This window comes from Aurantimonas litoralis (genome assembly GCF_026153195.1).
In the GTDB taxonomy this organism is placed as follows: Bacteria; Pseudomonadota; Alphaproteobacteria; order Rhizobiales; family Rhizobiaceae; genus Aurantimonas; species Aurantimonas coralicida.
In genome coordinates this window covers 106289-129496 of record NZ_JAPFBM010000006.1, presented here as the reverse complement: position 1 = coordinate 129496, position 23208 = coordinate 106289, and the positions used below count along the sequence as shown (strand labels likewise).

General features: G+C 66.6%; 18 protein-coding genes and 1 tRNA gene. 8 read left to right on the top strand and 11 right to left on the bottom strand.

Annotated features, from left to right (window positions below; genetic code table 11):
* The first annotated feature begins 158 nt into the window (after positions 1 to 158).
* A tRNA-Glu gene (locus N7I30_RS14450) sits at positions 159 to 233 on the top strand.
* Positions 234 to 492: 259 nt separating this feature from the next.
* Here the strand turns inward: N7I30_RS14450 and N7I30_RS14445 are convergent.
* From N7I30_RS14445 to N7I30_RS14430, 4 genes are all read right to left on the bottom strand, one after another.
* Positions 493 to 846: a 2Fe-2S iron-sulfur cluster-binding protein gene (locus N7I30_RS14445; RefSeq protein ID WP_498639774.1), complete on the bottom strand. Its 354-nt coding sequence runs from the start codon at positions 844 to 846 to the stop codon at positions 493 to 495.
* Between the two features lie 59 nt (positions 847 to 905).
* Entirely contained in the window at positions 906 to 2270 is a 1365-nt protein-coding gene (locus N7I30_RS14440; protein ID WP_498639772.1) for a selenium-binding family protein, read from the bottom strand.
* A 613-nt stretch (positions 2271 to 2883) separates the two neighbouring features.
* Positions 2884 to 3381, bottom strand: a complete 498-nt coding sequence (ldtR, locus tag N7I30_RS14435; protein WP_370195042.1) for a transcriptional regulator LdtR — start codon at positions 3379 to 3381, stop codon at positions 2884 to 2886.
* 224 nt (positions 3382 to 3605) lie between these two features.
* On the bottom strand, positions 3606 to 4028 hold the full coding sequence (locus N7I30_RS14430) for a DUF6163 family protein (protein ID WP_024350543.1): 423 nt from the start codon (positions 4026 to 4028) through the stop codon (positions 3606 to 3608).
* Positions 4029 to 4309: 281 nt separating this feature from the next.
* Here N7I30_RS14430 and hemB point away from each other — a divergent pair, with 281 nt between their 5' ends.
* From hemB to N7I30_RS14405, 5 genes are all read left to right on the top strand, one after another.
* The gene (hemB, locus tag N7I30_RS14425) at positions 4310 to 5344 is read left to right on the top strand and encodes a porphobilinogen synthase (RefSeq protein ID WP_498639769.1); all 1035 of its coding nucleotides are present in this window, start codon (positions 4310 to 4312) and stop codon (positions 5342 to 5344) included.
* Positions 5345 to 5457: 113 nt separating this feature from the next.
* Positions 5458 to 5931 carry an RDD family protein gene (locus N7I30_RS14420; RefSeq protein WP_348646314.1) on the top strand — a complete coding sequence of 158 codons (474 nt, stop codon included), beginning with the start codon at positions 5458 to 5460 and terminating at the stop codon, positions 5929 to 5931.
* Between the two features lie 161 nt (positions 5932 to 6092).
* Positions 6093 to 7913, top strand: a complete 1821-nt coding sequence (locus tag N7I30_RS14415; RefSeq protein WP_498639767.1) for an SLC13 family permease — start codon at positions 6093 to 6095, stop codon at positions 7911 to 7913.
* 16 nt (positions 7914 to 7929) lie between these two features.
* Positions 7930 to 8679, top strand: a complete 750-nt coding sequence (locus N7I30_RS14410) for an arginyltransferase (protein WP_498639765.1) — start codon at positions 7930 to 7932, stop codon at positions 8677 to 8679.
* A gap of 77 nt (positions 8680 to 8756) precedes the next feature.
* Positions 8757 to 9686, top strand: a complete 930-nt coding sequence (locus N7I30_RS14405; protein ID WP_498639763.1) for a DMT family transporter — start codon at positions 8757 to 8759, stop codon at positions 9684 to 9686.
* 60 nt (positions 9687 to 9746) lie between these two features.
* Here the strand turns inward: N7I30_RS14405 and parC are convergent, their stop codons facing one another.
* The gene (parC, locus tag N7I30_RS14400) at positions 9747 to 11999 is read right to left on the bottom strand and encodes a DNA topoisomerase IV subunit A (RefSeq protein ID WP_498639761.1); all 2253 of its coding nucleotides are present in this window, start codon (positions 11997 to 11999) and stop codon (positions 9747 to 9749) included.
* Between the two features lie 207 nt (positions 12000 to 12206).
* Between parC and N7I30_RS14395 the strand changes: the two genes are divergently transcribed.
* Positions 12207 to 13388, top strand: a complete 1182-nt coding sequence (locus N7I30_RS14395) for an aq_1923 C-terminal domain (RefSeq protein ID WP_498639759.1) — start codon at positions 12207 to 12209, stop codon at positions 13386 to 13388.
* 110 nt (positions 13389 to 13498) lie between these two features.
* Here the strand turns inward: N7I30_RS14395 and aspS are convergent, their stop codons facing one another.
* The gene (gene aspS, locus N7I30_RS14390; RefSeq protein WP_498639757.1) at positions 13499 to 15286 is read right to left on the bottom strand and encodes an aspartate--tRNA ligase; all 1788 of its coding nucleotides are present in this window, start codon (positions 15284 to 15286) and stop codon (positions 13499 to 13501) included.
* Between the two features lie 179 nt (positions 15287 to 15465).
* Between aspS and rnd the strand changes: the two genes are divergently transcribed.
* A complete protein-coding gene (gene rnd / locus N7I30_RS14385; RefSeq protein ID WP_024350534.1) occupies positions 15466 to 16617 on the top strand; it encodes a ribonuclease D in 1152 nt (383 codons plus the stop codon).
* A gap of 16 nt (positions 16618 to 16633) precedes the next feature.
* Here rnd and N7I30_RS14380 read toward each other — a convergent pair whose 3' ends face one another.
* Genes N7I30_RS14380 through N7I30_RS14360 form a run of 5 tightly spaced genes read right to left on the bottom strand, consistent with a single transcriptional unit; the run spans position 16634 to position 23154 of the window.
* A complete protein-coding gene (locus tag N7I30_RS14380) occupies positions 16634 to 18178 on the bottom strand; it encodes a Ppx/GppA family phosphatase (RefSeq protein WP_498639755.1) in 1545 nt (514 codons plus the stop codon).
* Positions 18141 to 20663: an RNA degradosome polyphosphate kinase gene (locus tag N7I30_RS14375; RefSeq protein WP_498639753.1), complete on the bottom strand. Its 2523-nt coding sequence runs from the start codon at positions 20661 to 20663 to the stop codon at positions 18141 to 18143. The genes N7I30_RS14380 and N7I30_RS14375 overlap by 38 nt, the downstream gene beginning before the upstream one ends.
* A 23-nt stretch (positions 20664 to 20686) precedes the next feature.
* The gene (locus tag N7I30_RS14370; RefSeq protein WP_498639751.1) at positions 20687 to 21379 is read right to left on the bottom strand and encodes a P-loop NTPase family protein; all 693 of its coding nucleotides are present in this window, start codon (positions 21377 to 21379) and stop codon (positions 20687 to 20689) included.
* Between the two features lie 12 nt (positions 21380 to 21391).
* Positions 21392 to 22552 (bottom strand): AI-2E family transporter, encoded by a 1161-nt coding sequence (locus tag N7I30_RS14365; RefSeq protein ID WP_498639749.1) that lies wholly within the window; start codon positions 22550 to 22552, stop codon positions 21392 to 21394.
* Complete coding sequence (locus N7I30_RS14360; protein WP_498639747.1) at positions 22549 to 23154, bottom strand: CDP-alcohol phosphatidyltransferase family protein; 606 nt, start codon at positions 23152 to 23154, stop codon at positions 22549 to 22551. The genes N7I30_RS14365 and N7I30_RS14360 overlap by 4 nt, the downstream gene beginning before the upstream one ends.
* Positions 23155 to 23208: the final 54 nt, after the last annotated feature.

The following is a 23208-nucleotide window of genomic DNA, read 5'->3' as shown; positions in this document are numbered from 1 at the left end:
ATCACCGCACCGGCTGAGGCCGGCGTGACCAGCTTTCCGGCCCTCCCGGCGGCCGAAGCGCAGAATTCCGGGCTGTCGCAAAAACTTCTCGCAACAGCGAAAAACCCCTTTTCCGGCTCTTGCGGTCGCCAGAGACTCACCGTATACACGCCGTCGCTGCGCCCATCGTCTATCGGTTAGGACGCCACCCTTTCACGGTGGAGAGAGGGGTTCGATTCCCCTTGGGCGTACCATTCCCCCTTTGAATCGCCTGCCGCTTGGCAGGACCCATCCAGCGCCTGCGGCGTGTCTACGCGACCGCTATGTCAGGGCGCTGACAGATGCCGTGCGCATCGCAACGAACGTGCCGCGTCCGGCCGTCACCCGGATGCCGTTAGCCTAGCGCAAGCGACGTGACGAGCGCATGGCGGCCAGCAACCGATCACTGCCCTCAACGCTCCCGTATCGCGCAGCGCGACCGACGCCCCGCTTTCCGAATCCCCACTCACACAATCATCTGCCCTTCGCGCGCGCCAACTGGTCCGCTGCGGCGGCACTGGCGAACGGATTGACGTAGAGCCTGTCATGGCTCTCGACGCCGACATCGAGGACGCAATCCTCCTTCGGTCGTGCCACGCAGAGCAGCACGTAGCCGGCCTCCGACTGGCGCCGGTTGAGCGCCGTGGCATTCGGCTGCCGGACCGAGCCGGAGATCAGCCGGGCGGCGCAGGTGATGCAGCCGCCATAACGGCAGCCGATCGGCAGGACATGGCCGGCCGCCTCGACGGCGTCGATGATCGGCTCGTCCTCGCCCACCGAAAAGGTCAGCCCGCCGCGATTGCGCAATGTGATGATATGCCTGCGCATGCCGACGCTCCCGCAAAACGCCGCATCCGGCCCAGCCAGACGCGGATGACCGCCGCCCGTCAGACCCAGATGTCCGACGAGCAGTCGCCGCCGGGATAGCGGGTTTCATGGGCGCGGGCCGGTCCATGCGGTTCGTCGTTGAAATCGATGATGAAATCGTCGCGGATCGTCATGCCGCCCTTCTCGGTGTCGCAGTCCACGATCAGCATGATCCCGCCCTTCTCCTTCATCGACGGGTAGAACTGGTTGTCCCAGGTCGAGAAGAGCGACGTCGTCACGTAGAGCCGCTTGCCGTCCAGCGACAGCTGGATCATCTGCGGCGCGCCGTCGACCGTGCGGCCGTTCACCTCCGGCGCCTTGCCCAGCATCCCGCCGATCCAGACCTGGCCGGTCAGTTTCGGGTTGGCCGGATCGGACACGTCGTACTGCCGGAGGTCGCCATGCAGCCAGTTCGAGAAATAGAGGAACCGGTCGTCCATCGACACCAGGATGTCGGTGATCAGGCTGGGCATGGGAACCGGGAAGCCTTCGACATCCACGGTGGGCACGTCGATGATTTTCTCGATCTCGATCGTGCCGTTGTCCTTGTGGTAGTGGAAGATGTTCGAGGCGAGCGCCGCGCCGACGAATCCATGGGTGCTGTCGGGGTTGTGGTGGAACCGGGCCTCCAGCGGGATCATGCCCTCCGCGCCCAGATCGATGCTCTGCTCGACCCGGCGATTCGCGAAATCCCAGAAATGGACATGCTGGCCGTATTTGCCGCGCGCCACGTCCTCCAGATCGAATCCCGGCATGAAGGTGTTGGGCGACGCCCATTCGGTCGAGATCATCATGTTGTGGCGCGGCTGGTACCAGAAGTCGTAATTGTACCGCATCGCGCCGAGATCCTCCTCCCAGCGCCCGATGATATTGAAATCCTTGTCCAGATGCAGGAAGCCGCCGGGCCCGTTGCCGTCGGCGTCGCCCAGCATCGACACGATGATGTCGGCGCCGAGGCAATGCACCGTGTGCGGCGCCGAGAGGTTCGTCTTCGCCTTGATCTCGCTTCCGTTGATCGTCTTGAACAGCGTCGGCCGGCGCGGATCGGTGGCGGTGTCGACGATGTAGAAATTCGTCGTGCGCACGCCCGGAATGATCAGGTACTTGCGCTCCATGCTGCCGTCGGTGTGGCAGGACGAGCAGGCGTTCCAGCCCATGTGGTGGAGTTCGTCCCCGACATTCGGCATCTCGGTCCGGTGGATCACCTCGCCATAGGTCGCACTGTCCGGATCGACGTCGATGGTGGCCAGATAGTCGGGCTTCTCGATCCCGGTCCCGGTGTAGATGCAGATCGTGTAGACGACCGTTTCGCGCGGTGCCTTTATCGCCTCCTGCGGCGATGCATAGCCCGGACCTGCACAGCAGCTCCCATTGGTCTTGGACATGAATTCCTCCCTTGGCTCTGGCGTGGTGATGCGTGTCCCTATGCTTGCGTCCGCTCTAAGAACGGGAGCTTCCGATCCCGCGAATGGATGAGGTCGCCGCCCCGAACTACGGACCTGTCCCTTGGGAAAAGCACGTTCGAGATGTCACCGAGGGATCTGCGGTGCGGCGAGACGTGGATGGGACGCGCGCCGGTCAGGCAATGCGCGTCTGGGGCGGGCGCCACGGTTCGCCGGCGATCCGCGGAAGTCTGCGTCAGCCGGAAGAGCGCGGCGCGTCGCGGATTGTTTGCTCCCTGAACCCGGACGGGCGCCCGGCCGCAGCCCGCCATGGCGGCGGCGTCCAGCGTGGTCACGAGGCGGTCCAGATACACCGGCATGTCTCACGATCCGAGTTCCTGCCGCCATCCTGAGCACTCTTGACCGGTTCGCACAACGACAGAATCGGCGGCCCGGCCCCGGAACCGGCTGCGAACGCGGGCGCCAGGTTGTCGCCGGGACGGCGAGCCCCTGCCCTGCGCGATCCCGAACACCTCGCCTCGCGGTGTCCGAACGGCAAAGGCCCCGCTGACCCGAGGGTCGCGAGGCAAATGCGCGGAGGTCTGTAGGACTGGGTCTAGAGGCGGTACAAAATCTGGTCGTTCCAGAAGCGGTCCAGCCGCTGCAGCGAACGGTTCATCTTCTGGAATTCCTGCTCGTCGAGGCCACCGACCTTGTCGATCGAGCCGATATGACGGTCATAGAGCTCGGCGACGATCGCGGCGACTTCGCGGCCCGTGTCGGTCAGCGACACCTTCACCGCGCGGCGGTCGACCCGCGACTTCTGGTGGTTGATGAAGCCGAGATCGACCAGCTTCTTCAGATTGTAGGAGACGTTGGAGCCGAGATAGAAGCCGCGGGTGCGCAGCTCGCCGGCGGTCAGCACCGAGTCGCCGATGTTGAAGAGCAGCAGCGCCTGGACAGCGTTGATGTCGGTGCGGCTGTTACGGTCGAACTCGTCCTTGATGACGTCCAGCAGGCGGCGGTGCAGCCGCTCGACCAGCTGCAGCGTCTCCAGGTAAAGCGACTTCAGTTCATCCTTCGGACCGACCTGCGGGGCGGCGTCTGCCTTCATCTGAGCGTTCATAGTAGTCTCCGCTGTTGAGCTGATGGATGTTCTCTATCGACCCCATCTTGAGACCCAACATAGGCAGCGCATCTAAAATTCGACTTAAACCGCAGGCTTAATGCGCCCTTACACTTGCGCATCCAAAGTCTTGATTAACAAGACCTATCCCCGATCTGAACAATTCCTTTCGGCCTCCCGGCGGGCCGCGGAGACGGGGTATGGAGGCCACCTCAATAGCCGCGCAGGCGCCGCCGTTCGTATAGCCCCACCGCGCGGATCACCGCCAGCATTCCGAGCCCCCACAGATGGAAGCCGAGCCACAGGAGGTTGGGGCCGAACAGTTCCGGAAAGCCGAGATGCATCACCGCTTCGATCAGGGCGATCAGCACCCAGACGACAGCGCCCCAGCCGACCGTGAGCCACAGGCCGATCCCGGCGACCGGATAGAGCACCGCCAGCGCCGGCGCGGCGATCTTCCACCACAAGGGCATCAGGTCGAAGCGGTTGAGCGGCCCCTCGTCGATGCCGACGAGACGGATCCAGTAGCCGACGCCGGCGACGAACATCACGATGGCCGCCAGCCGGTAGAGCCAGACCGCCAGCGCGCGATTGAACGCTTCGGCCTTGGCGCGCTGGGCAAATCCCTTGATCACGAGGCTCCACCTTCCGGACCGTTCGGCGCCCTTGCCGCCTTGCATGCGGTCGCGCGGGGAGACATGGCGTGCGGATGACCGCATGCGGGCCGGGCGAGCGCCCGACGCGCCGGAACCTACGGTGGACGCGAAGAGCGCGTCAATCTTGAAGTCGCGGCGCCGAGGGCATACGCAGAAGCCGACCGCGCGGCGATCGGCCCCGCGCATGATGGACGCCGTTCTCGCCTCTCCATGAAAGGCGCGGGACGGAGGCGCCCGACAGACAGATAGGATGCTGCCGCATGACACGGACCGGCGATTCTGGAGTTTCGATCACCACGCGGATCGATGCGGCGACGGCAGGCCTGCGGATGCGGCGGCTGCGCCAGTCCGACTGGTCGCGCCGGCTGGTGCGCGAGACCAACCTGACCGCCGACGATCTGATCTGGCCAATCTTCGTGCGCGAAGGCGGCGGCGCGCCGGAACCGGTGCCCTCCATGCCGGAGGTCTTCCGCCTCTCGGTCGAGGGCTGCGTGGAAGCCGCCAGGCGGGCGCGGGATCTGGGCATCCCGGTCGTCGCGCTGTTTCCCTATACCGATGCCGACAAGCGCGACGAACTTGGCAGCGAGGCCTTCAACGAGGGCAATCTCGTCTGCCGGGCAAGCCGGGCGATCAAGGCCGCCGTGCCCGAGGTCGGCATCCTCTGCGACGTCGCGCTCGATCCCTATACCTCCCACGGCCACGACGGCATCATGGAGGGCGACAGGATCCTCAACGACGAGACCGTCGAGGCGCTGTGCCGCCAGGCCGTCGTGCAGGCCGATGCCGGCTGCGACATCATCGGGCCGTCCGACATGATGGACGGGCGCGTCGCCTGCATCCGCCAGGCGCTCGACGATGTCGGGCATCGTGACACGCTGATCATGTCCTATGCGGCGAAATACGCATCGGCCTTCTACGGCCCGTTCCGCGACGCGGTCGGCTCCGGCGGCATGCTGAAGGGCGACAAGCGCACCTACCAGATGGACTACGGCAACAGCGACGAGGCCGTGCGCGAGGCCGCACAGGACATCGCCGAGGGCGCCGACATGATCATGGTCAAGCCCGGCATGCCCTATCTCGACATCGTCTCGCGGCTCTCGCGCGAATTCGGCGTTCCGACCTTCGCCTACCAGACCTCCGGCGAGTACGCGATGATCATGGCGGCGGCCGGCAATGGCTGGCTCGACGGCGAGCGGGCGATGATCGAGAGCCTGACCGCGTTCAAGCGGGCCGGTGCCTCCGGCATCCTCAGCTACTTCTCGCCGACCATCGCCGCGCGCATGCCCCGCCGCTGACCGGCAACGCCGCGCGCCTCGCACGGCAGCCAGCCCCTGCGGCACCGAAGTTGCACGCCGCCGTGATCGTCACCATCTGGAGGACGACAGGAAACCGCGACGAAGGACAGCCCGTGTACGACGACACCATGACCCGGACGGCCGAAACGCGCGCGACGGATCTCGACGCGCCGCGGCTCTATGATGGCGTGCGCACCCGGCGGATGATGTCCTTCGTGGTCGATTACGCGCTGGTGCTGCTTCTGTCGGTGCCGGCGGCCATCGTCGTCTTTATCCTCGGCATCGTCTCCTTCGGCCTCGCATGGGGCCTCTACGCGATCCTCCTGCCGGTGATCGCCATCGTCTACATCGCCTTCACCATGGGCGGCGCCAAGCAGGCCACGCCGGGCATGCGGGTGGCCGGCCTGCGTGTCGCGCGGCTCGACGGCGCAAGGGTCGACCCGACGCTGGCGGTCCTGCACGGCGTCCTGTTCTGGGCCTCCGTCTCGGTCCTGACGCCCTTCGTCCTGCTGGTTGCCCTGTTCACGCGCCGCAAGCAGCTGTTGCACGACCTGTTGCTGGGAACCGCGGTCGTCCGCGACCGCTGAACCCGGCGGCCTCCCAGCCGGACGCCCTCGCCGTTCGCCCTCTCTCCGCTGCTGATCGCGCCGAACTCCGCTTCGGCCGATCCTGTTCGATCGACCCCACGGGTTGCCATTCGCCGCCACGACACGGATAAGGTCAGGCGGACAACGGAACGCGGCGGTTTATGGATTCGCTACACGTCTGGGTCACTTACCTTTTCATCCTGGTGAGTGTGATCGGGTATTCGCTGGAACGCTGGCCGATCGAGGCCGTGGCCGCGGCATCTCTCAGTGCATTCCTGCTGTTCTTCGCCCTGTTCCCCTACCGGGACGCGGCCGGCTTTGCCGTCACCAGCGGCGACCTGCTCGCCGGCTTCGCCAATCCGGCACTGATCACCGTCCTGGCGCTGCTGATCGTCGGCCAGGGCCTTTTCGCCACCGATGCCATGGCGCAGCCGACGCAATTGCTGTCGCGGATCGGCGGCACGGCCGGCGCCGGCGCGATCGCCGTGGTCCTCCTTACGGCCGCTGTCCTGTCGGCCTTCCTCAACAACACGCCGGTGGTGGTGATCTTCATCCCCATCCTCACCATGCTGGCGACCCAGCGCGGCATCTCGCCCTCGCGGGTGTTCATGCCGCTGTCCTTCCTGTCGATCCTCGGCGGCGTCACGACGCTGATCGGCTCGTCCACCAACCTCCTCGTGGCGGGCGTCGCGGCCCGCTCGGGCATCACCCTCGACTTCTTCGACTTCACCATACCGGGCCTCGCCATCGCGGTGGTCGGCGGCATCTACGTGATCAAGGTGATGCCGCGCATCCTCACCCCGCGCGAAGGCCCGCAGGGCCGTGTCGTCGATGCCGGCGGCAAACAGTTCCTCGGCGAGATCGACATCACCGAGGAGCACGCCTTCGTCGGCAGCACGGCGCGGGCCGGCCTGTTCACCGATCTCGGCGACCTGATGCCGCGAATGATCCTGCGCGACGACGAGACCTTTCTGCCGCCATTCGACGGGGTCTCGCTGCAGCCCGGCGACCGGCTGATCGTCACCGCGACGCGCCGGGCCTTCTCCAAGGCCTTGGCGGCCGGCAATCTGACCATCAAGACGCTCGACCCGTCCGGCTACTCGGCCGAACAGCGCAAGATCGGGCCGGACATGGTGATGGCCGAGGCGGTGGTGGCGCCGGGCTCGCGCTATGCCGGGCGCACGATGCAGTTCTCCGGCCTGCGCACCCAGTTCGGGATCACCCTCTTCGGCCTGCAGCGCAAGAGCCGCATGGCCCGCTCGGCCCTGTCGGAAATTCGGCTCGAGCCCGGCGACACGCTGCTCCTGTGCGGCCGCGAGGCGGCGATCTCCTCGCTCAAGGGCAACCACGATCTGCTGCTGCTGGAATACAGCGCTCAGGCGATCCCGCAGAGCACCAAGGCCAAGCTCGCCGTCGCGATCTTCCTCGGCATCATCGCCGGCTCGGCCACCGGCCTGTTGCCCATCGACGTCCTCGCGGTGACCGGCGCGGTGCTGATGGTCGCAACGGGGTGTCTCACCGTCGGCGAGGCAGCGCGTTCGGTCGACCGCTCGATCTTCATGCTGGTGGGCGCGGCGATCGCCGCGGCGACGGCGCTGGAGCGCACCGGCGGTGCAGCCATGATCGCCGAAGGCACGGTCGCCGCGCTCGACGGCCAGTCGCCGACGGTCATCCTCTCGGCCCTGTTCCTCGTCATCGCGATCATGACGAACTTCCTGTCGAATAACGCCACCGCCGTGCTGTTCACGCCCATCGCGCTCGACATCGCCAACCGGCTGGGCGCGCCGCCGCAGGCCTTCCTCGCCTGCGTCATCTTCGCCGCCAACGCATCCTTCGCCACACCGATCGGCTACCAGACGAATCTCATGGTCATGGGCCCGGGACGCTATCGTTTCATCGACTTCGCCAAGGCCGGTGTTCCCCTCGTGATTCTGGTGTGGTTAACATTTTCGATCGTGGGCCCATGGTATTATTCGTTGTGAGACGGGAGGCTCGGCCTTGACGGTTCATCATCCGCAGACGCCGCAATTCTTCCTCACGTCGCCCTCGCCCTGCCCCTATTTGCCGGGGCAGTCCGAGCGGAAGGTGTTCACCCATCTGACCGGCGAGCGCGCGCCCTCGCTGCTCGACCTCCTCAGCCAGGGCGGTTTCCGCCGCAGCCAGAACATCGCCTACCGGCCCGCCTGCGAGCGCTGCCGCGCCTGCGTCTCCGTGCGCATCCTGGTGGACGAGTTCCAGCCGACGCGCTCCATGCGGCGTGTCGCGACGCGCAACCGCGACCTGATCGGCCGGATGGACCAGGCCGAACCATCGAGCGAGCAATATTCGCTGTTCCGGCGCTATCTCGACCATCGCCATGCCGAGGGCGGCATGGCGGAGATGAGCGTTCTCGACTACGCCATGATGGTCGAGGACAGCCAGGTCGATACGCGGCTCGTGCAATACCGCCGGCGCGGTGCGGATTCGGCCTTCAGCCCGCATTCCGACGGCGAACTCGTCGCGGTCGCGCTCAGCGACGTCATGGCCGACGGCGTGTCGATGGTCTATTCGTTCTTCGAGCCCGACGAGAGCGATCGCAGCCTCGGCACCTTCATGATCCTCGACCATATCGAGCGCGCCCGGAAGCTCGGCCTGCCCTATCTCTATCTCGGCTACTGGGTGAACGGCTCGCGCAAGATGGACTACAAGATCCGCTTCCGCCCGCAGGAACACCTGCTGCCCAAGGGCTGGGAACGCTACGAGGGCTGACGCCGGACGTCGCGCCAGTTGCCATGCCGCGCCCGGCACGATAGCCGGTCAGGGTAACTTACCATTCGCAGGTTCCCATGTCCGCCGTCTCGTCCCAGACCGAAGCCGCCGCTTCGGCCCAGTCCTATGGCCAGGGCCTTGCCATTGTCGGCATCGGCGGGCTGGTCCTGTCCTTCGACATTCCACTGATCCGCATGTCGGAAAGCGCCTTCTGGACCGTGCTGGCGGTCCGCGGCCTGCTGACGGGGCTCGCCGTGCTCCTGATCTGGCAGGTCGACCGGATCCGCAATCCGCGCGGCCAGAAGCTGATCGCCGGCTGGACCGGCCTTTTGATCGTTGCCGTCTTCTCGGTAGCGGCCACCACCTTCGTCTTCGCCGTCTTCAACACCAGCGCGGCGAATGTCGTTTTCATCCTCGCCTTCAACCCGATGTTCGCGGCGATCCTGTCCTGGTGGCTGATCGGCGAGCGTCCGCCGCTTGCCACGGTACTGGCGATCCCGGCGACGCTCTTTGGCGTCCTCCTGATCATCGGCGCGGGCTTTGAGACCGGCAACTGGACGGGCGACCTTTCGGCGCTGGCGACGGCCTTCCTGATCGCCCTCGCCCTGACCCTGTCGCGGCGCTCGCGCACCGACATGCGCTACACCGCGGCGCTTGGCGGTCTGCTGCCGGCCATCATCGCTCTGCCCTTCGTCGCCGGCGAAGGGCTCCATTCCGAGGCGATTATCTGGCTGATCCTGAATGGCGGCGTGCTGATCCCCGTCGCCATGATCTGCCTGGCGATCGGACCGATGTTCGTGCCTGCCCCGGTCGTCTCCATGGCCTTCCTGATCGAGACCGTGCTGGCGCCGGTCTGGGTCTGGCTGATCTTCGGCGAGCGACCGGTCGATCTGGCGATGGCGGGCGGCGGAGTGGTGATCGCGACGCTGGTCGCCCATTCGGTCGCCGAGCTGCGGCGCGTGCGCGGTCAGCGGCGGCGCCTTGCCGGGCAGAACCGCGCCAACTGAGGCGCTGCAAGCCCCGGCCTTCGCGCGTTGCCTCGCCCGCTTGCCGGGCAAGGCCGATGGCTAGCCGTCGAAGCGGTTGGTCTTGGGGAAGCCCTTCGGCACCAGCCGCCCGGCCTGAGCGCGGTCGCCGCGCCATTCCAGGAGTTCGGTCTCGGAACGGGTGAAGCTGCGGCCGGCGGAATCCGTCCATGTCAGCCCGTCCGCCATGGCGAAGACGCGGGCATCCGACAAGCCGCCATCCTTGTAGCGCTGCAGCCGCACGCCCTTGCCGCGGGTCATCTGCGGCACCTGCACCAGCGGGAAGACCAGCAGCTTGCGGTTTTCGCCGACGATGGCCACGTGGTCGCCGATCCCCACCGGCGCGGCCAGTGCGAGCTTGGTCTTGCCGGCGACGTTCATCAGTTGCTTGCCCTTGCGGGTATTGGCCAGCATGTCGGCCTCGCTGGCGACGAAACCATTCCCGTCGGAGGAGACCAGCAGGCGGCGGCGCTCGGGATCGGCGACGAAGGCCAGCGCGATGTCCTGATCGTCCTCGAGCTCGAAGGCGAGGCGAATCGGCTCGCCCTGCCCGCGCCCGCCCGGCAGCTTGTCGGCGCCATGGGTGAAAGCGCGACCGCCGGTCGACAGGAACAGCAGCTTGTCGGTGGTCATGGCGTGGAAGGCGAGCTGCAGCCCGTCACCCTCGCGGAAGGCCAGCGAGGAGAAGTCGGCCAGATGGCCCTTCATGCCGCGCAGGAAGCCCTTCTTCGACAGGACGACCGTGATCGGCTCCTTCTCGATCAGCGCCACCGTGATGTCGTCGAGCGCCCGGTTCGGCGCGTCGGCGAACAGGGTGCGGCGACGACCGATCTTGGTCTTCTTCGAATAGGTCTCGCGAACCTCGCGCACTTCGGCGGCAATGCCCGCCCACTGGCGTTCGTCCGAAGCCAGCAGCGCTTCCTTCTCGGCCTTTTCCTCGGTCAGCGTGTCGAACTCGCGCTTGAGCTCGAATTCCTCCAGCTTACGCAGGGAGCGCAGCCGCATGTTGAGGATCGCCTCGGCCTGGGTGTCGGTCAGCTCGAAGGTCCGCATCAGGACGGCCTTGGGCTCGTCCTCCTCGCGGATGATCCGGATCACCTCGTCGAGGTTCAGGAAGGCGATCAGATAGCCGGAGAGGATTTCCAGCCGCCGCTCGATCTGCGCCAGCCGAAAGCGCGAGCGCCGCACCAGCACCTCGCGCTGATGCGCCAGCCACTCGGCCAGAACGTCCTTCAGCGACATGACCCGGGGCACCTTGCCGCCGGACAGGACGTTCATGTTGAGCGGGATACGCGATTCCAGATCGGTCAGCCGGAACAGCGATTCCATCAGCAGTTCGGGATCGACCGTGCGGCTCTTCGGCTCGATGACGATGCGGACGTCCTCGGCCGATTCGTCGCGGATGTCGCCGAGCAGCGGCAGCTTGCGCGCCAGAAGCAGCTCGGCGATCTTCTCGATCAGCCGCGACTTCTGGACCTGATACGGAATCTCGGTGACGACGACCACGTAGCCGCCGCGGCCCTGGTCCTCGGTCTCCCAGCGCGCCCGCACCCGGAACGAGCCGCGCCCGGTGTCGTAGGCCTCGCGGATTTGTGCCTGGTTGTCGACGATGACTCCGCCGGTCGGCAGATCCGGCCCCTGCACGAAGCGCAGCAGCGCGTCGGTGGTGGCGTCCGGATTCTCGATCAGCTTAAGCGCCGCGTCGCAGAGCTCGGCCGCGTTGTGCGGCGGGATGGACGTGGCCATGCCGACGGCAATGCCCGACGAGCCGTTGGCGAGAAGGTTCGGGAACGCGCCCGGCAGGACGATCGGTTCCTCTTCCTCCTCGTTGTAGGTCTTCTTGAAGTCGACCGCGTCCTCGTCGATGCCGCGCAGAAGCAGCGTCGCGACATCCGTCATCCGCGCTTCGGTGTAGCGCATCGCCGCCGGGCTATCGCCGTCGATATTGCCGAAATTGCCCTGCCCGTCGATCAGCGGGTAGCGGATGGCGAAATCCTGCGAGAGCCGGACCAGGGCATCGTAGATCGACGCGTCGCCATGCGGATGGAACTTGCCCATCACGTCGCCCACGATGCGGGCGCATTTCTTGTAGCCCTGGCCGGGGTCGAGCCGCAGGATGCGCATGGCATGGACGATGCGCCGATGCACCGGCTTCAGGCCGTCGCGCACATCCGGCAGCGCCCGGCCCATGATGGTCGACAGCGCATAGGCAAGGTAGCGCTCTTCCAGCGCTGCCTTCAGATCGATCGGTTCGATGTCGCCGCCACCAGCCGGCGGTTCGGTAGCCTTGCCCATGCGGTTTCCTCTAGGCCATGCACCGGATGGGAACAACACCGGAACGGGCTTATCCCGAACTTTGTCGGCGCCGGCCAGACGGGCAAATGCCGCATGCCGCCGCGCCCCCCTTTAACGGCGAAGCGACTTGGCCATATGTGTCGCGCAGGGCACGACGACCGGGCACCGGACGGATCGGCTCACCGGCTTCCAGCGAAAGGTTTTCCCATGCGCGCCACGACAGGCATATCCGCAGCCGCGACAGCCGTGCTGCTTCTCTCCTCGACCTCGGCCTTCGCGGTCGATGCGCAGGCCTTCGGCGAGCGCCTGAAGACGCTCGTGCAGAACGGCGAGCATTCGATGTCCTATTCGAGCGCCGAAGCCAACGGCGAGAACGTCATCCTGAAGGACGTCTCCTTCGGCGAGGATTCCGATGTCGGCGACCTGACCTTCGAGAACGTCGCCGGGTCGACGCCCGAGGGCTGGACGGTCGAGCGCCTCGCCTTCCCGGAACTCGACCAGACGGAAGACGGCAAGCGCGCCCGGATCAGCGACGTCAGCATCGAGGGCCTGATGCTCGCCGGGACCGATGCGGCCAACGCCCCGGCCGCCATGAAGCTCTCCAGCTTCTTTTTCGACAAGGCGACGATCGGCAGCATCAACCTCGCGAGGGACGGCAAGACCGTCTTCGAACTGTCCGACGCGTCGATGGAAAACGAGGTCGGCGACAGCGGCAGCCTGGCCACCGAGGTCAAGGTCGGCGCCTTCACCGCCGACCTGACGACGGGCGACTCGCCCGAGGCGACCCAGGCCATCCGCGACGTCGGCTACGAGACCATCAGCGGCTCGCTGAACGGCTCAGCGAACTGGGAGCCCGAGAGCGGTCTGCTGGAGCTCGATCCCTTCCTGCTGTCGGTCGAGGACGCGGGCGAGCTGTCCTTCACCTACGCGATCTCAGGCTACACGACGGCCTTCGCGGATTCGCTGTCGCAGCTGCAGGAGCAGATGGCGAGCAATCCCGACAACCAGCAGGCCACCGGCATGGCGGTGATGGGGCTGATCTCGCAGCTGTCGCTGAACTCGGCCGACATCACCTTCACCGACGAATCCCTGACCGGCAAGCTGCTCGACTACTACGCCAAGGAGAACGGCCAGAGCCGCGAGGAACTGGTGCAGAACCTAACGGCGATGCTGCCGGCGGTGCTCGGCTATCTGCAGAACCCGGAGTTCCAGGAAGAGGTCACCGGCGCCGTGACGACGTTCCTCAACGATCCGCAGGCCCTGTCGATCACCATCGCGCCGGAGAACCCGATCGCCGCCACCCAGATCATGGGCGCCGCGATGGGCGCGCCGCAGACCCTGCCCAAGGTCCTGTCGCTCACCGTCGATGCCAACGCCGACGCGAAATAACCTGCCGATCCCGGCGGTTCGAACGACAAAGGCCCCGTGCTGGACGCACGGGGCCTTTTTTCATGGCCGTTCGAAGAGGCGCCGGACGGAGTGCCCGCCCGGCGGCTTCCTCAGCTCTTCGCCTGCGGCGCGATGCGCAAGCCGAGGTCGCGCAGCTGCGCCGGCGAGGCCTCGTTCGGCGCGCCCATCAGCAGGTCGTGCGCCTGCTGGTTCATCGGGAACATGGCGATCTCGCGCAGGTTCTTCGCGCCGCAGAGCAGCATGACGATGCGATCGACGCCGGCGGCCATGCCGCCATGCGGCGGCGCGCCGTACTGGAAGGCGCGGTAGAGCCCGCCGAAGCGCTCCTCGACCGTCTCCTTCGAATAGCCGGCGATCTCGAACGCCTTCACCATCGTCTCGGGAAGATGGTTGCGAATGCCGCCCGAGGCGATCTCGAAGCCGTTGCAGACGATGTCGTACTGGAACGCCTTGAGCTTCAGCGGCTCTTCGTTCTGCAGCGCCCCCATGCCGCCCTGCGGCATCGAGAACGGATTGTGGGCGAAGTCGATCTTCTTTTCCTCTTCCTGCCATTCGTAGAAGGGGAAATCGATGATCCAGGCGAGCTCGAACCGATCGCGATCGACAAGGTTCAGCTCTTCGCCGACTCGGGTGCGGGCCGCACCGGCAAAGGCGGTGAAGGCCTCCGGACGCCCGGCGACGAAGAAGCAGGCATCGCCCGCCTCGAGGCCGAGCTGGGTGCGGACCGCCTCGGTGCGCTCCTCGCCGATGTTCTTGGCCAGCGGCCCGGCGCCGGAGACGGCACCCGCTTCCTCGCGCCAGAAGATGTAGCCGAGGCCCGGCTGGCCCTCGCCCTGCGCCCAGGAATTCATCCGGTCGCAGAAGGCGCGGCTGCCGCCGGTCTTGGCCGGGATCGCCCAGACCTCGACCGCCGGATCGCCGGCGATCATGTTGGCGAAGACCTTGAAGCCCGAACCGGCGAAATGCTCGGTCACGGCCTGCATCTCGATCGGATTGCGCAGGTCGGGCTTGTCGGAGCCGTATTTGCGCATGGATTCGGCGTAGGGAATGCGGCGGAAGGTCTGGCTCACCGGCTTGCCGTCGGCAAACGCCTCGAACACGTCGCGGATCACCGGCTCCATGGTCGACAGGATGTCCTCCTGCTCGACGAAGCTCATCTCCACGTCGAGCTGGTAGAACTCGCCATAGAAGCGGTCGGCGCGCGGGTCCTCGTCGCGGAAGCACGGCGCGATCTGGAAGTACCGGTCGAAGCCGGACATCATGATCAGCTGCTTGTACTGCTGCGGGGCCTGCGGCAGCGCGTAGAACATGCCGTTGTGCAGCCGCGACGGCACCAGGAAGTCGCGGGCGCCCTCGGGCGACGACGCTGTCAGGATCGGCGTCTGGAACTCGAAGAAGCCGGCATCGCCCATCAGCGTGCGCATCTTCGAGACGATCTGCGTGCGCCGCATCATGTTCTTGTGCAGCGTCTCGCGGCGCAGATCCAGGAAGCGGTACTTCAGGCGGATGTCCTCCGGATAGTCCGGCTCGCCGAAGACCGGCAGCGGCAGCTCCTTGGCGGCCGACAGCACCTCGATCTCCTTGGCGAAGACCTCGATCGCGCCAGTCGGCAGCTTCGGGTTGACCGTTTCGGCCGAGCGCGCCTTCACCTCGCCGTCGACCCGGATCACCCACTCGCCGCGCACCGTCTCGGCAATGGCGAAGGCCGGGGAATCGGGATCCACGACGACCTGGGTCAGGCCGTAATGGTCGCGCAGATCGATGAACAGCAGGCCGCCGTGGTCACGAATGCGATGGGCCCAGCCCGACAGGCGAACCGTGTTGCCGACATCCTCCTTGCGAAGGGCGGCGCAGCTGTGACTGCGATAGCGATGCATGGCGTTCTTCCTAATGGCTGGTCCGCGCCGACGCTGCGTCGATGCGCGCGCAGGCGGGTCGTTCTCGATCGGCGGAATCGCCGCGGACAAGCGCATGCGTCATGCCCCATGTCAAGATTCCGTCCGCGCGCGACGCTTCCGGGTTTCGCCCGCGCCGCGGATCGGTCTAAAGGATGGCCATGCATACGATCACCACCACCGCCGAATTGTCCGAAGCCTGTTCGCGGCTCGCCGCCGCCGAATTCGTCACCGTGGACACCGAATTCATCCGCGAGACCACCTTCTGGCCCGAGCTCTGCCTCATCCAGATGGCGTCGGACGATCTGGCCGTGCTGGTCGACCCGCTGGCGGACGGCCTCGATCTGGCGCCCTTCTTCGATCTGATGCGCGACGAGCGCATCGTGAAGGTCTTCCACGCCGCCCGGCAGGACGTCGAGATCATTCACAAGCTCGGCAACATCATCCCGGTGCCGCTGTTCGACACCCAGGTCGCCGCCATGGTCTGCGGCTTCGGCGAGTCGATCGCCTACGACCAGCTCGTGGCGCGCACCACCGACGGCCGCATCGACAAGACCTCGCGCTTCACCGACTGGCGCCGGCGTCCGCTGAGCGACCAGCAGCTCGCCTACGCGCTGGCCGACGTGACCTATCTGCGCGACGTCTACCGCTTCCTCTCCGCGCAGCTCGCCGAAAAGGGCCGCACGCGCTGGGTGGACGAGGAGATGGCCGTCCTCACCGATCCGGCGACCTACGACCTGCATCCCGACGACGCCTGGCGCCGCCTGAAGCTGCGGGTGCGCAAGCCGATCGAACTGCAGATCCTCAAGGAAGTCGCCGCCTGGCGCGAGCGCGAGGCGCGCGAGGCCGACAAGCCGCGCGGCCGCATCCTCAAGGACGACGCGATCTACGAGATCGCCCAGCAGGCGCCGACCGACGAACAGTCGCTGTCGCGGCTGCGGACCATCCCGCGGGGCTTCGAGCGCAGCAATGCCGGCCGCGAGATCGTCGCCGCCGTGCAGCGCGCGCAGGCCGTGCCGCGCGCCGACCTGCCGTCGATCCCGCGCCCGCCGCAGCTTCCCGAAGGCACGGCGGCGGCCGTCGAGTTCCTCAAGGTGCTCCTGAAGATCGTCGTCGAGGAGAACGGCGTCGCCGCCAAGATGATCGCCTCGGGCGACGATCTGGAGAAGCTCGCCTGGAAAGGCGACGAGGCCCCCATCGCCGCGATGGACGGCTGGCGCCGCGAGATCTTCGGCGACCGTGCGCTGAACCTCCTGAAGGGCGAAACCGCACTCGTCTATCGTAACCGCAAGGTGGAGATCGTCGCGCTCTGACGCGGCGATCGGCCCCTCAGCGCACTTCCATGCGCAGGGTCTTCTCCACGACCTTGGCAAATTGCTGCAGGCGCCCTTCCGGGCGCTCGCCGACGAGATCGGCCAGATGCTGCGGGATCACCAGCGTGAAGCCGCCGCGCGGGTCCTGCGCCCATTTGATCTGGTCGAGGACGCCGGGCATCGAAGCGGTCAGCAGATAGGCCACCCGGAACAGCGAGCCGAGAATGCGCGCCCGGCGCATCAGCCGGTCGTCGACGAGACGTTCGATCTCCGGCAGGTGCACCTGCTCGAAGCTGCCTTCGTGACGATAGTAATTGGTCAGTCCGAGATAGACGCGCCCGCGATGATCGACCGCCGGGAACGCGGCATGGGCGATGATCGACAGCGACTGCTTGCCGCGATAGTCGGGATGCGCCCGCCAGCCGATGTCGGCGAGGAGGCAGGCGGCCTGCCGCAACCGTTCCTCCGCCGGCGTCTCGTCGATGCCGAAGGCCTCGAAGGTGCGCCGGCTCCACTCCACCAGCTCCCGGGCATGATCGGGCGAGCGTGAGCGCAGGATCGACAGTTCGCGGGCCGATTCCAGCAGCGGGTCTTTTGCCCGTTCCTCCGGCGACAGCAGCGAATGCAGATAGCCCTCGCGCACCCCGAGCGCCGACAGGACGATCTTCGACGGCTTCAGGTGCCGTATGATGCTCTTCAGCGTCACCGCGCCGTAGGCCAGCAGCGACCGGCGCGACTTGGAGACCGCGCCGATGCCCGGCAGCTTGTCGGCCGGCGTGCGCACGACCATGTCGAGGAAACCGTCGATGCCGGCCGCGTCGATCTCGTAGCCATGCATCACATGCAGGGGATATTTCTCCTGCTCCATGTGCAGCTTGGCGAGATTGCGCCAGGTCCCGCCGACGGCGAAGAACGGCCGCCCTTCGCCCTTTCCGGCCAGAGCGCAGGCCGACAGATGGCTCTCGGCCACCGCCTGAGCCCGCGTCAGATCGCCTTCCGACAGGTCGCGGAGACGCAGCCCTCCCAGCGGTAGGGTCAGCCCGCCCTGGAAGCCGCCTGCGTCGATGTCGACCAGTTCCAGGCTGCCGCCGCCGAGATCGCCGCCGATCCCGCTCGGATTGTGGAACCCCGACAAGACGCCCTCGGCCGCGTAGCGGGCCTCGTCCTCGCCCGACAGGATGACGATCTCGCAGCCGATCGCGGCTTCCGCCGCCGCGATGAAGTCCGGCCCGTTCTGAGCCTCGCGGGCGGCGGCCGTCGCGATGGGATGGATCTCGCGCACATTGGCCTGCGCGGCGAGCCGGCGAAAGCGCGACAGCGCGGCGAGCGCACTGTCGACAGCCTTCGGGTCGAGCCGGTTGGTGCGCGCCAGCCCCTTGCCGAGACCGCTGAGGACCTTCTCGTTGAAGAGCACCGTCAGCGAGCGGCAATTGCCTTCGTAGATGACCAGGCGAACCGAGTTCGACCCGATATCGACGACCGCGACCGGCTGACGATCCTGCAGCCGTCCCTGCGCGATCGGCTCAGTCGAACCGGGAATGTTCTGCCCGTTGTCTTGCAATGAGTTTTGGAGCATCCGTCTTCAGTGCTTTACCGCGCCCCGACAGACTCGGATTTGTCATGAAATAGCGTTGGGCATTGAACGGCTGTTCGCCCGGCGAGGGTACGATATGGCGCGATGTACCGTCCGCGGCTACCGACCAGCTCTGCTGATTGTCCAGAATATTGCCCAGCATGATCTGGGACAGGATCTGACTGTGGACCGTCGGCGTGGAAATCGGCACCAGCGTCTCGACCCGCCGGTCGAGATTGCGCGGCATCATGTCGGCCGAGCCCAGATACACGATCGCCCCCTCCGAGGGCAGCCCCTGGCCGTTGCCGAAGCAGAAAATGCGGCTGTGCTCGAGGAAACGGCCGACGATGGATTTCACCCGGATGTTGTCGGACAGGCCGGTGACGCGCGGGCGCAGGCAGCAGATGCCGCGCACGATGAGGTCGATCTCCACGCCCACCTGGCTGGCGCGGTACAGGGCATCGATGATCGCCGGATCGACCAGCGAGTTCATCTTCATCCAGATCTGGCCGGGCCGCCCCGCCTTCGCATGCTCGGCCTCGGCGCGGATCAGGTCGACGATCCGGTTGCGCATCGTCAGCGGCGAGATCGCCAGCTTCTTGACCTCGGTCGGCTCGGCATAGCCGGTGATGTAATTGAACACGAGCTGCACGTCGTGGGCGATCGCCGGGTCGGCCGTGAAGTAGGACAGGTCGGTGTAGATGCGCGCGGTGATCGGGTGGTAGTTGCCCGTGCCGATATGGACGAAGTTGACGAGCTTGCCCTCTTCACGTCGCACCACCAGCGACAGTTTGGCGTGGGTCTTCTTCTCGATGAAGCCGAACACCACCTGCACGCCGGCCCGTTCCAGGTCGCGCGCCCAGCGGATGTTGGCTTCCTCGTCGAAGCGGGCCTTCAGCTCGACCAGCGCCGTCACCGACTTGCCGGATTCGGCCGCGTCGATGAGCGCCCGCACGATCGGTGAATCGTTCGAGGTCCGGTAGAGCGTCTGCTTGATGGCGATGACATTGGGATCCTGCGCCGCCTGGCGCAGGAACTGCACCACCACGTCGAAGGATTCATACGGGTGGTGGACGATGATGTCCTTCTCGCGGATCGCCGCGAAGCAGTCGCCATTGTGCTCGCGAATGCGCTCGGGAAAGCGCGGGATGTAAGGCGTGAACTTCAGGTCGTCGCGCGGCAGCTTGCAGAGCTGCGACACCGAATCGAGCGCCAGCATGCCGTCGAGCACCGAGACCCGGGAATCGGGCACCTCGAGTTCATTGGCAACGAAATTGCGCAGCGATTCCGGCATCACCGAATCGAACTCGATGCGGATCACCGAGCCGCGCCGGCGCCGCTTCAGCGCGCTCTCGAACAGCCGCACCAGATCCTCGGCCTCTTCCTCGACCTCGATATCGGAGTCGCGGATGATCCGGAACGTGCCGGCGCCGCTCACCCTGTAGCCGGGGAAGAGCTTGCCGATGAACAGGGCGACGACGCTTTCCAGCGGCACGAAGCGCGTCATGCCCGCCGCGTTCGGCTCCATCTGGATGAAGCGCTGCAGCGCCACGGGCAGCCGCAGCAGGGCGTTCATCTTCTGCGAATCGCGCTCGCGCACCAGCGCCAGCGCGATCGAGAAGCCCAGATTGGGGATGAACGGGAACGGATGCGCCGGATCGACCGACAGCGGCGTCAGAACCGGGAAGATCGTCTCGTTGAAATGGTTCTCCAGCCAGGCGCGGTCCTCGCGCTTGAGATCGCCGGCGCCGACGATCTGGATGCGCTCCTCGCGCAGCGTCTTCACCAGCTCGGCGAGCGAGGCCTGCTGCTCTTCCTGGAGATTGTGAACGTCGACCAGGATCTGGTTGAGCTGTTCCTGTGGGGTCAGCCCGTCGATGCTGCGCACCGAGATCTTCTCGCGCACCTGGCCGGCGAGGCCGGCGACCCGGACCATGAAGAACTCGTCGAGATTGTCGGCCGAGATCGACAGGAAGCGCACGCGCTCCAGGAGCGGATGCGCCGGATTGAGCGATTCCTCCAGCACCCGGCGATTGAACTGCAGCCAGGAGATCTCGCGATTGACGAAGCGGTCGGCCGGCAGCTCGGTCTCGGCCGCCAGGTTCTGCGCCGCCGTGCGGGCCTCGACCTCGGCCGTCGGAGCCTCGAGGATGACCGAGGCTTCGCTGACCCGCGTGTCGGACGACGCGGCGGCCGGGGCGCCCTCCTCCGGCTTGTGCGTGCCGGAGCCGGCATCCGCCGACTCCACGCTGTCGGCGGCCCGCTGGTCTGTCGGCGCGGACTTTGCCGCGGCCTTCGCAGGCCTGCGGCGGATCGGCGTGCGCGCCAGATCCTTCGCCTCACCGTTGCCGGACGCGGTGTTTTCAGCGGGCGCCGCCGCGGCGGATGCCCTGGTTGTGCTGCGCGGGGTCGCCGTACGGCGCCGCGGTGCGCGCGGCTTGCGTTCCGGTCGGGGCGGTGTGGTGTCGTCCATGCAAACTCCTCCGTCGCCGCCGGTTAGCGGCCGGATGCGACAGTCGCATGACGCATCGCGGCGGTGCCGCGGTCAAGCACCCGTTTGATCAATCGCGTGCCGATCCGCTCGCGCGTCGACAGCGCCTCCCGGTCGATCTCCGCCACCAGCAAACCCGCCGCATCCAGCGAGCGCTCCATGCGCTGCACGAGATAATTCACCGCCCGCGGCGACACGGCGATCTGGCGATCGGCGAAGAGCTTGATCAACACGCCGGTCAGCAGCGCATCGTCGGGTGCGCCGAGCTCGGCGATGGTCGCCGCAGCGAGACGCGAGCGCAGATCGGCGGTCGCGACATTCATGGCCTGCGGCATTACCCGTGACGTCAAGAGAAGGCTGCCGCCGCCCAGCCGGGCCGCATTGACGAGGCCGAACAGCTCGCCCTCCGACAGGGCCGTCCGATCGGCATCGTCCACCACCACGCGAAAATCGTCGGCCGCAAGGCTCGCCTCGGTCGCGCCCGGCCGCGCCACCGTCGCCCCGGCCCGTTCGCTCCACGCATTGGCGAGATGGGTCTTGCCCGATCCCGGCGGTCCGACGATCAGGAGCACCGAATGCCGCCATTGCGGCCAGGAATCGATCGCCTCCACGGCGAGCCGGTTCGATGGCGACATGATCAGGTCCTCGCGGGCAAGCGAGGCCGCATGCGGCAGTTCGAGCGGGATCTGGGTCGGCATCGCGATCGCGTCCTACTCGCCCGCCTCGCCGCGCGGCACGGTGCCGACGGCGGGCGGCGCCGATTGCGTCTCGATCTGCACGGTGGGCTGCTGCGGCTGCGTACGGCCGTAATACATTTCGCTCTGCAGATATTGCGACAGGGCAAAGCGCACCAGCACCCCGACCGCCGCGGCGGCCGGCACGGCAATCAGCAGGCCGACGAAGCCGAACAGGGCACCGAAGGCAAACAGGGCGAACATCAGCCACACCGGATGCAGGCCAACCGAGGCTCCGACGAGCTTGGGCTGCAGGATGTTGCCCTCGAAGAACTGGCCGACGAAGAACACCACCGCGACCATCAGGATCGAGACCCAGTCGGGCCAGAACTGCACCAGAGCCACGCCCAGCGCCAGGATCAGGCCGATCGCCGAGCCGACATAGGGAATGAACGAGATCAACCCGGCGAACAGGCCGATCAACAGCCCGAAATTCAATCCAGTGAGCGTCAGGCCGACGCCATAGATCGTGCCGAGGATCAGGCAGACGCTGCCCTGCCCGCGCACGAAGCCGGCCACCGACCGGTCGATCTCCCGCGCCAGCCGCCGGACCGTGTCGACATGCTGGCGCGGCGTCCAGGCATCGATCTTGTCGACCATCCGGTCCCAGTCGAGCAGCAAATAGAAGGCGACCACCGGCGCGACGATGAACAGCGAAACGAAATTGACGACGGCGAGCGACGACGACCACAGCCCGCCGAGGAAGGTCGTGACGATGCCGGTGCCTTCGCTGGCGAACTGGGCGAAGTCCTGCTTGAAGTTCATCTCCTCCCCGGTGAACAGGAAGGCCAGCGGCCCGCTGCGGGCCGAGACCGCGATCGCCTGCAGGCGATCGAGATAATCGGGGATGCGCTCGACGAAGCTGGCGATCTGCGAACCGACCACCGGCACGACGACGAGGATCGCCGCGGCGAAGAACAGAACGAACAGGATCAGGATGACGATGGTCGCCATCAGCCGCGAGAAGCCGCGCCGCTCGAACCAGTCGGCGACTGGATCGAGAAAATAGGCGATCACCATGCCGACCAGGAACGGCAGGAGGATTCCGGAGAACACCCACAGCAGGAGAATGGAGACCAGCGCCGCTACGCTCCAGAACAGGACCTGCCGCCGGATGAGCGCGCTTCGATCGGTCATTGGGGGTCGCCTCTGCGGTCGGACGGATCGTCGTTGGGGTTCATGTGTCGAAGCCAATCAACGAGATAGGCGGCGGCCGACACACCGGTCAAGACCACGGTGACCGCCACCAGGAATTCGATTTCGGCGGCCAGCGACAGGCCGAAGGCCGGCTCGCCGAGGGCCACGCCGGCCAGCACAATCTGCGACACGGTATTGAGCTTGGAGACGAGCAGCGGCCGCACCGTGACCGGCCGCCCCATGACGTAGGACAGGAGCACCGCGGCGACGATCAGGAGGTCGCGGCTGACCACCGCGATCGCCAGCCAGCCTGGCAAGCGCTCCAGCAGTGCCAGGCCGACGAAGACCGAGACCAGCAGCACCTTGTCGGCAATGGGATCGAGATAGAGGCCGAGGTCGGATTGCTGGTTCCAGCGCCGGGCGATCACGCCGTCGACCGCGTCGGAGAGGCCGGCCACGACGAAGATCGCGAAGGCCAGCGTCCAGTCGCGTTCGATCAGCGCCCAGATCAGCACCGGCACGCCGCAAAGCCGGGCAATCGTGATGATGTTCGGCAGGGTCAGCGGGTGCCCGGGCCCGTGTTTTGGTCCGTCGCCGGTCATTGTCGTACCATGGCGACAATCCTTAGCATTGGAAGCCGGGTCTTGCTCACAGCC

Bases quoted from the DNA above. Each gene is read 5' to 3' on its own strand.
- rnd (WP_024350534.1), top strand. From the start codon at position 15,466: ATGCATACGATCACCACCACCGCCGAATTGTCCGAAGCCTGTTCGCGG.
- parC (WP_498639761.1), bottom strand. From the start codon at position 11,999: ATGGGCAAGGCTACCGAACCGCCGGCTGGTGGCGGCGACATCGAACCG.
- N7I30_RS14360 (WP_498639747.1), bottom strand. From the start codon at position 23,154: ATGACCGGCGACGGACCAAAACACGGGCCCGGGCACCCGCTGACCCTG.
- N7I30_RS14415 (WP_498639767.1), top strand. From the start codon at position 6,093: ATGGATTCGCTACACGTCTGGGTCACTTACCTTTTCATCCTGGTGAGT.
- N7I30_RS14365 (WP_498639749.1), bottom strand. From the start codon at position 22,552: ATGACCGATCGAAGCGCGCTCATCCGGCGGCAGGTCCTGTTCTGGAGC.
- N7I30_RS14440 (WP_498639772.1), bottom strand. From the start codon at position 2,270: ATGTCCAAGACCAATGGGAGCTGCTGTGCAGGTCCGGGCTATGCATCG.
- N7I30_RS14405 (WP_498639763.1), top strand. From the start codon at position 8,757: ATGTCCGCCGTCTCGTCCCAGACCGAAGCCGCCGCTTCGGCCCAGTCC.
- ldtR (WP_370195042.1), bottom strand. From the start codon at position 3,381: ATGAAGGCAGACGCCGCCCCGCAGGTCGGTCCGAAGGATGAACTGAAG.
- aspS (WP_498639757.1), bottom strand. From the start codon at position 15,286: ATGCATCGCTATCGCAGTCACAGCTGCGCCGCCCTTCGCAAGGAGGAT.
- N7I30_RS14375 (WP_498639753.1), bottom strand. From the start codon at position 20,663: ATGGACGACACCACACCGCCCCGACCGGAACGCAAGCCGCGCGCACCG.
- N7I30_RS14445 (WP_498639774.1), bottom strand. From the start codon at position 846: ATGCGCAGGCATATCATCACATTGCGCAATCGCGGCGGGCTGACCTTT.
- hemB (WP_498639769.1), top strand. From the start codon at position 4,310: ATGACACGGACCGGCGATTCTGGAGTTTCGATCACCACGCGGATCGAT.
- N7I30_RS14370 (WP_498639751.1), bottom strand. From the start codon at position 21,379: ATGCCGACCCAGATCCCGCTCGAACTGCCGCATGCGGCCTCGCTTGCC.
- N7I30_RS14395 (WP_498639759.1), top strand. From the start codon at position 12,207: ATGCGCGCCACGACAGGCATATCCGCAGCCGCGACAGCCGTGCTGCTT.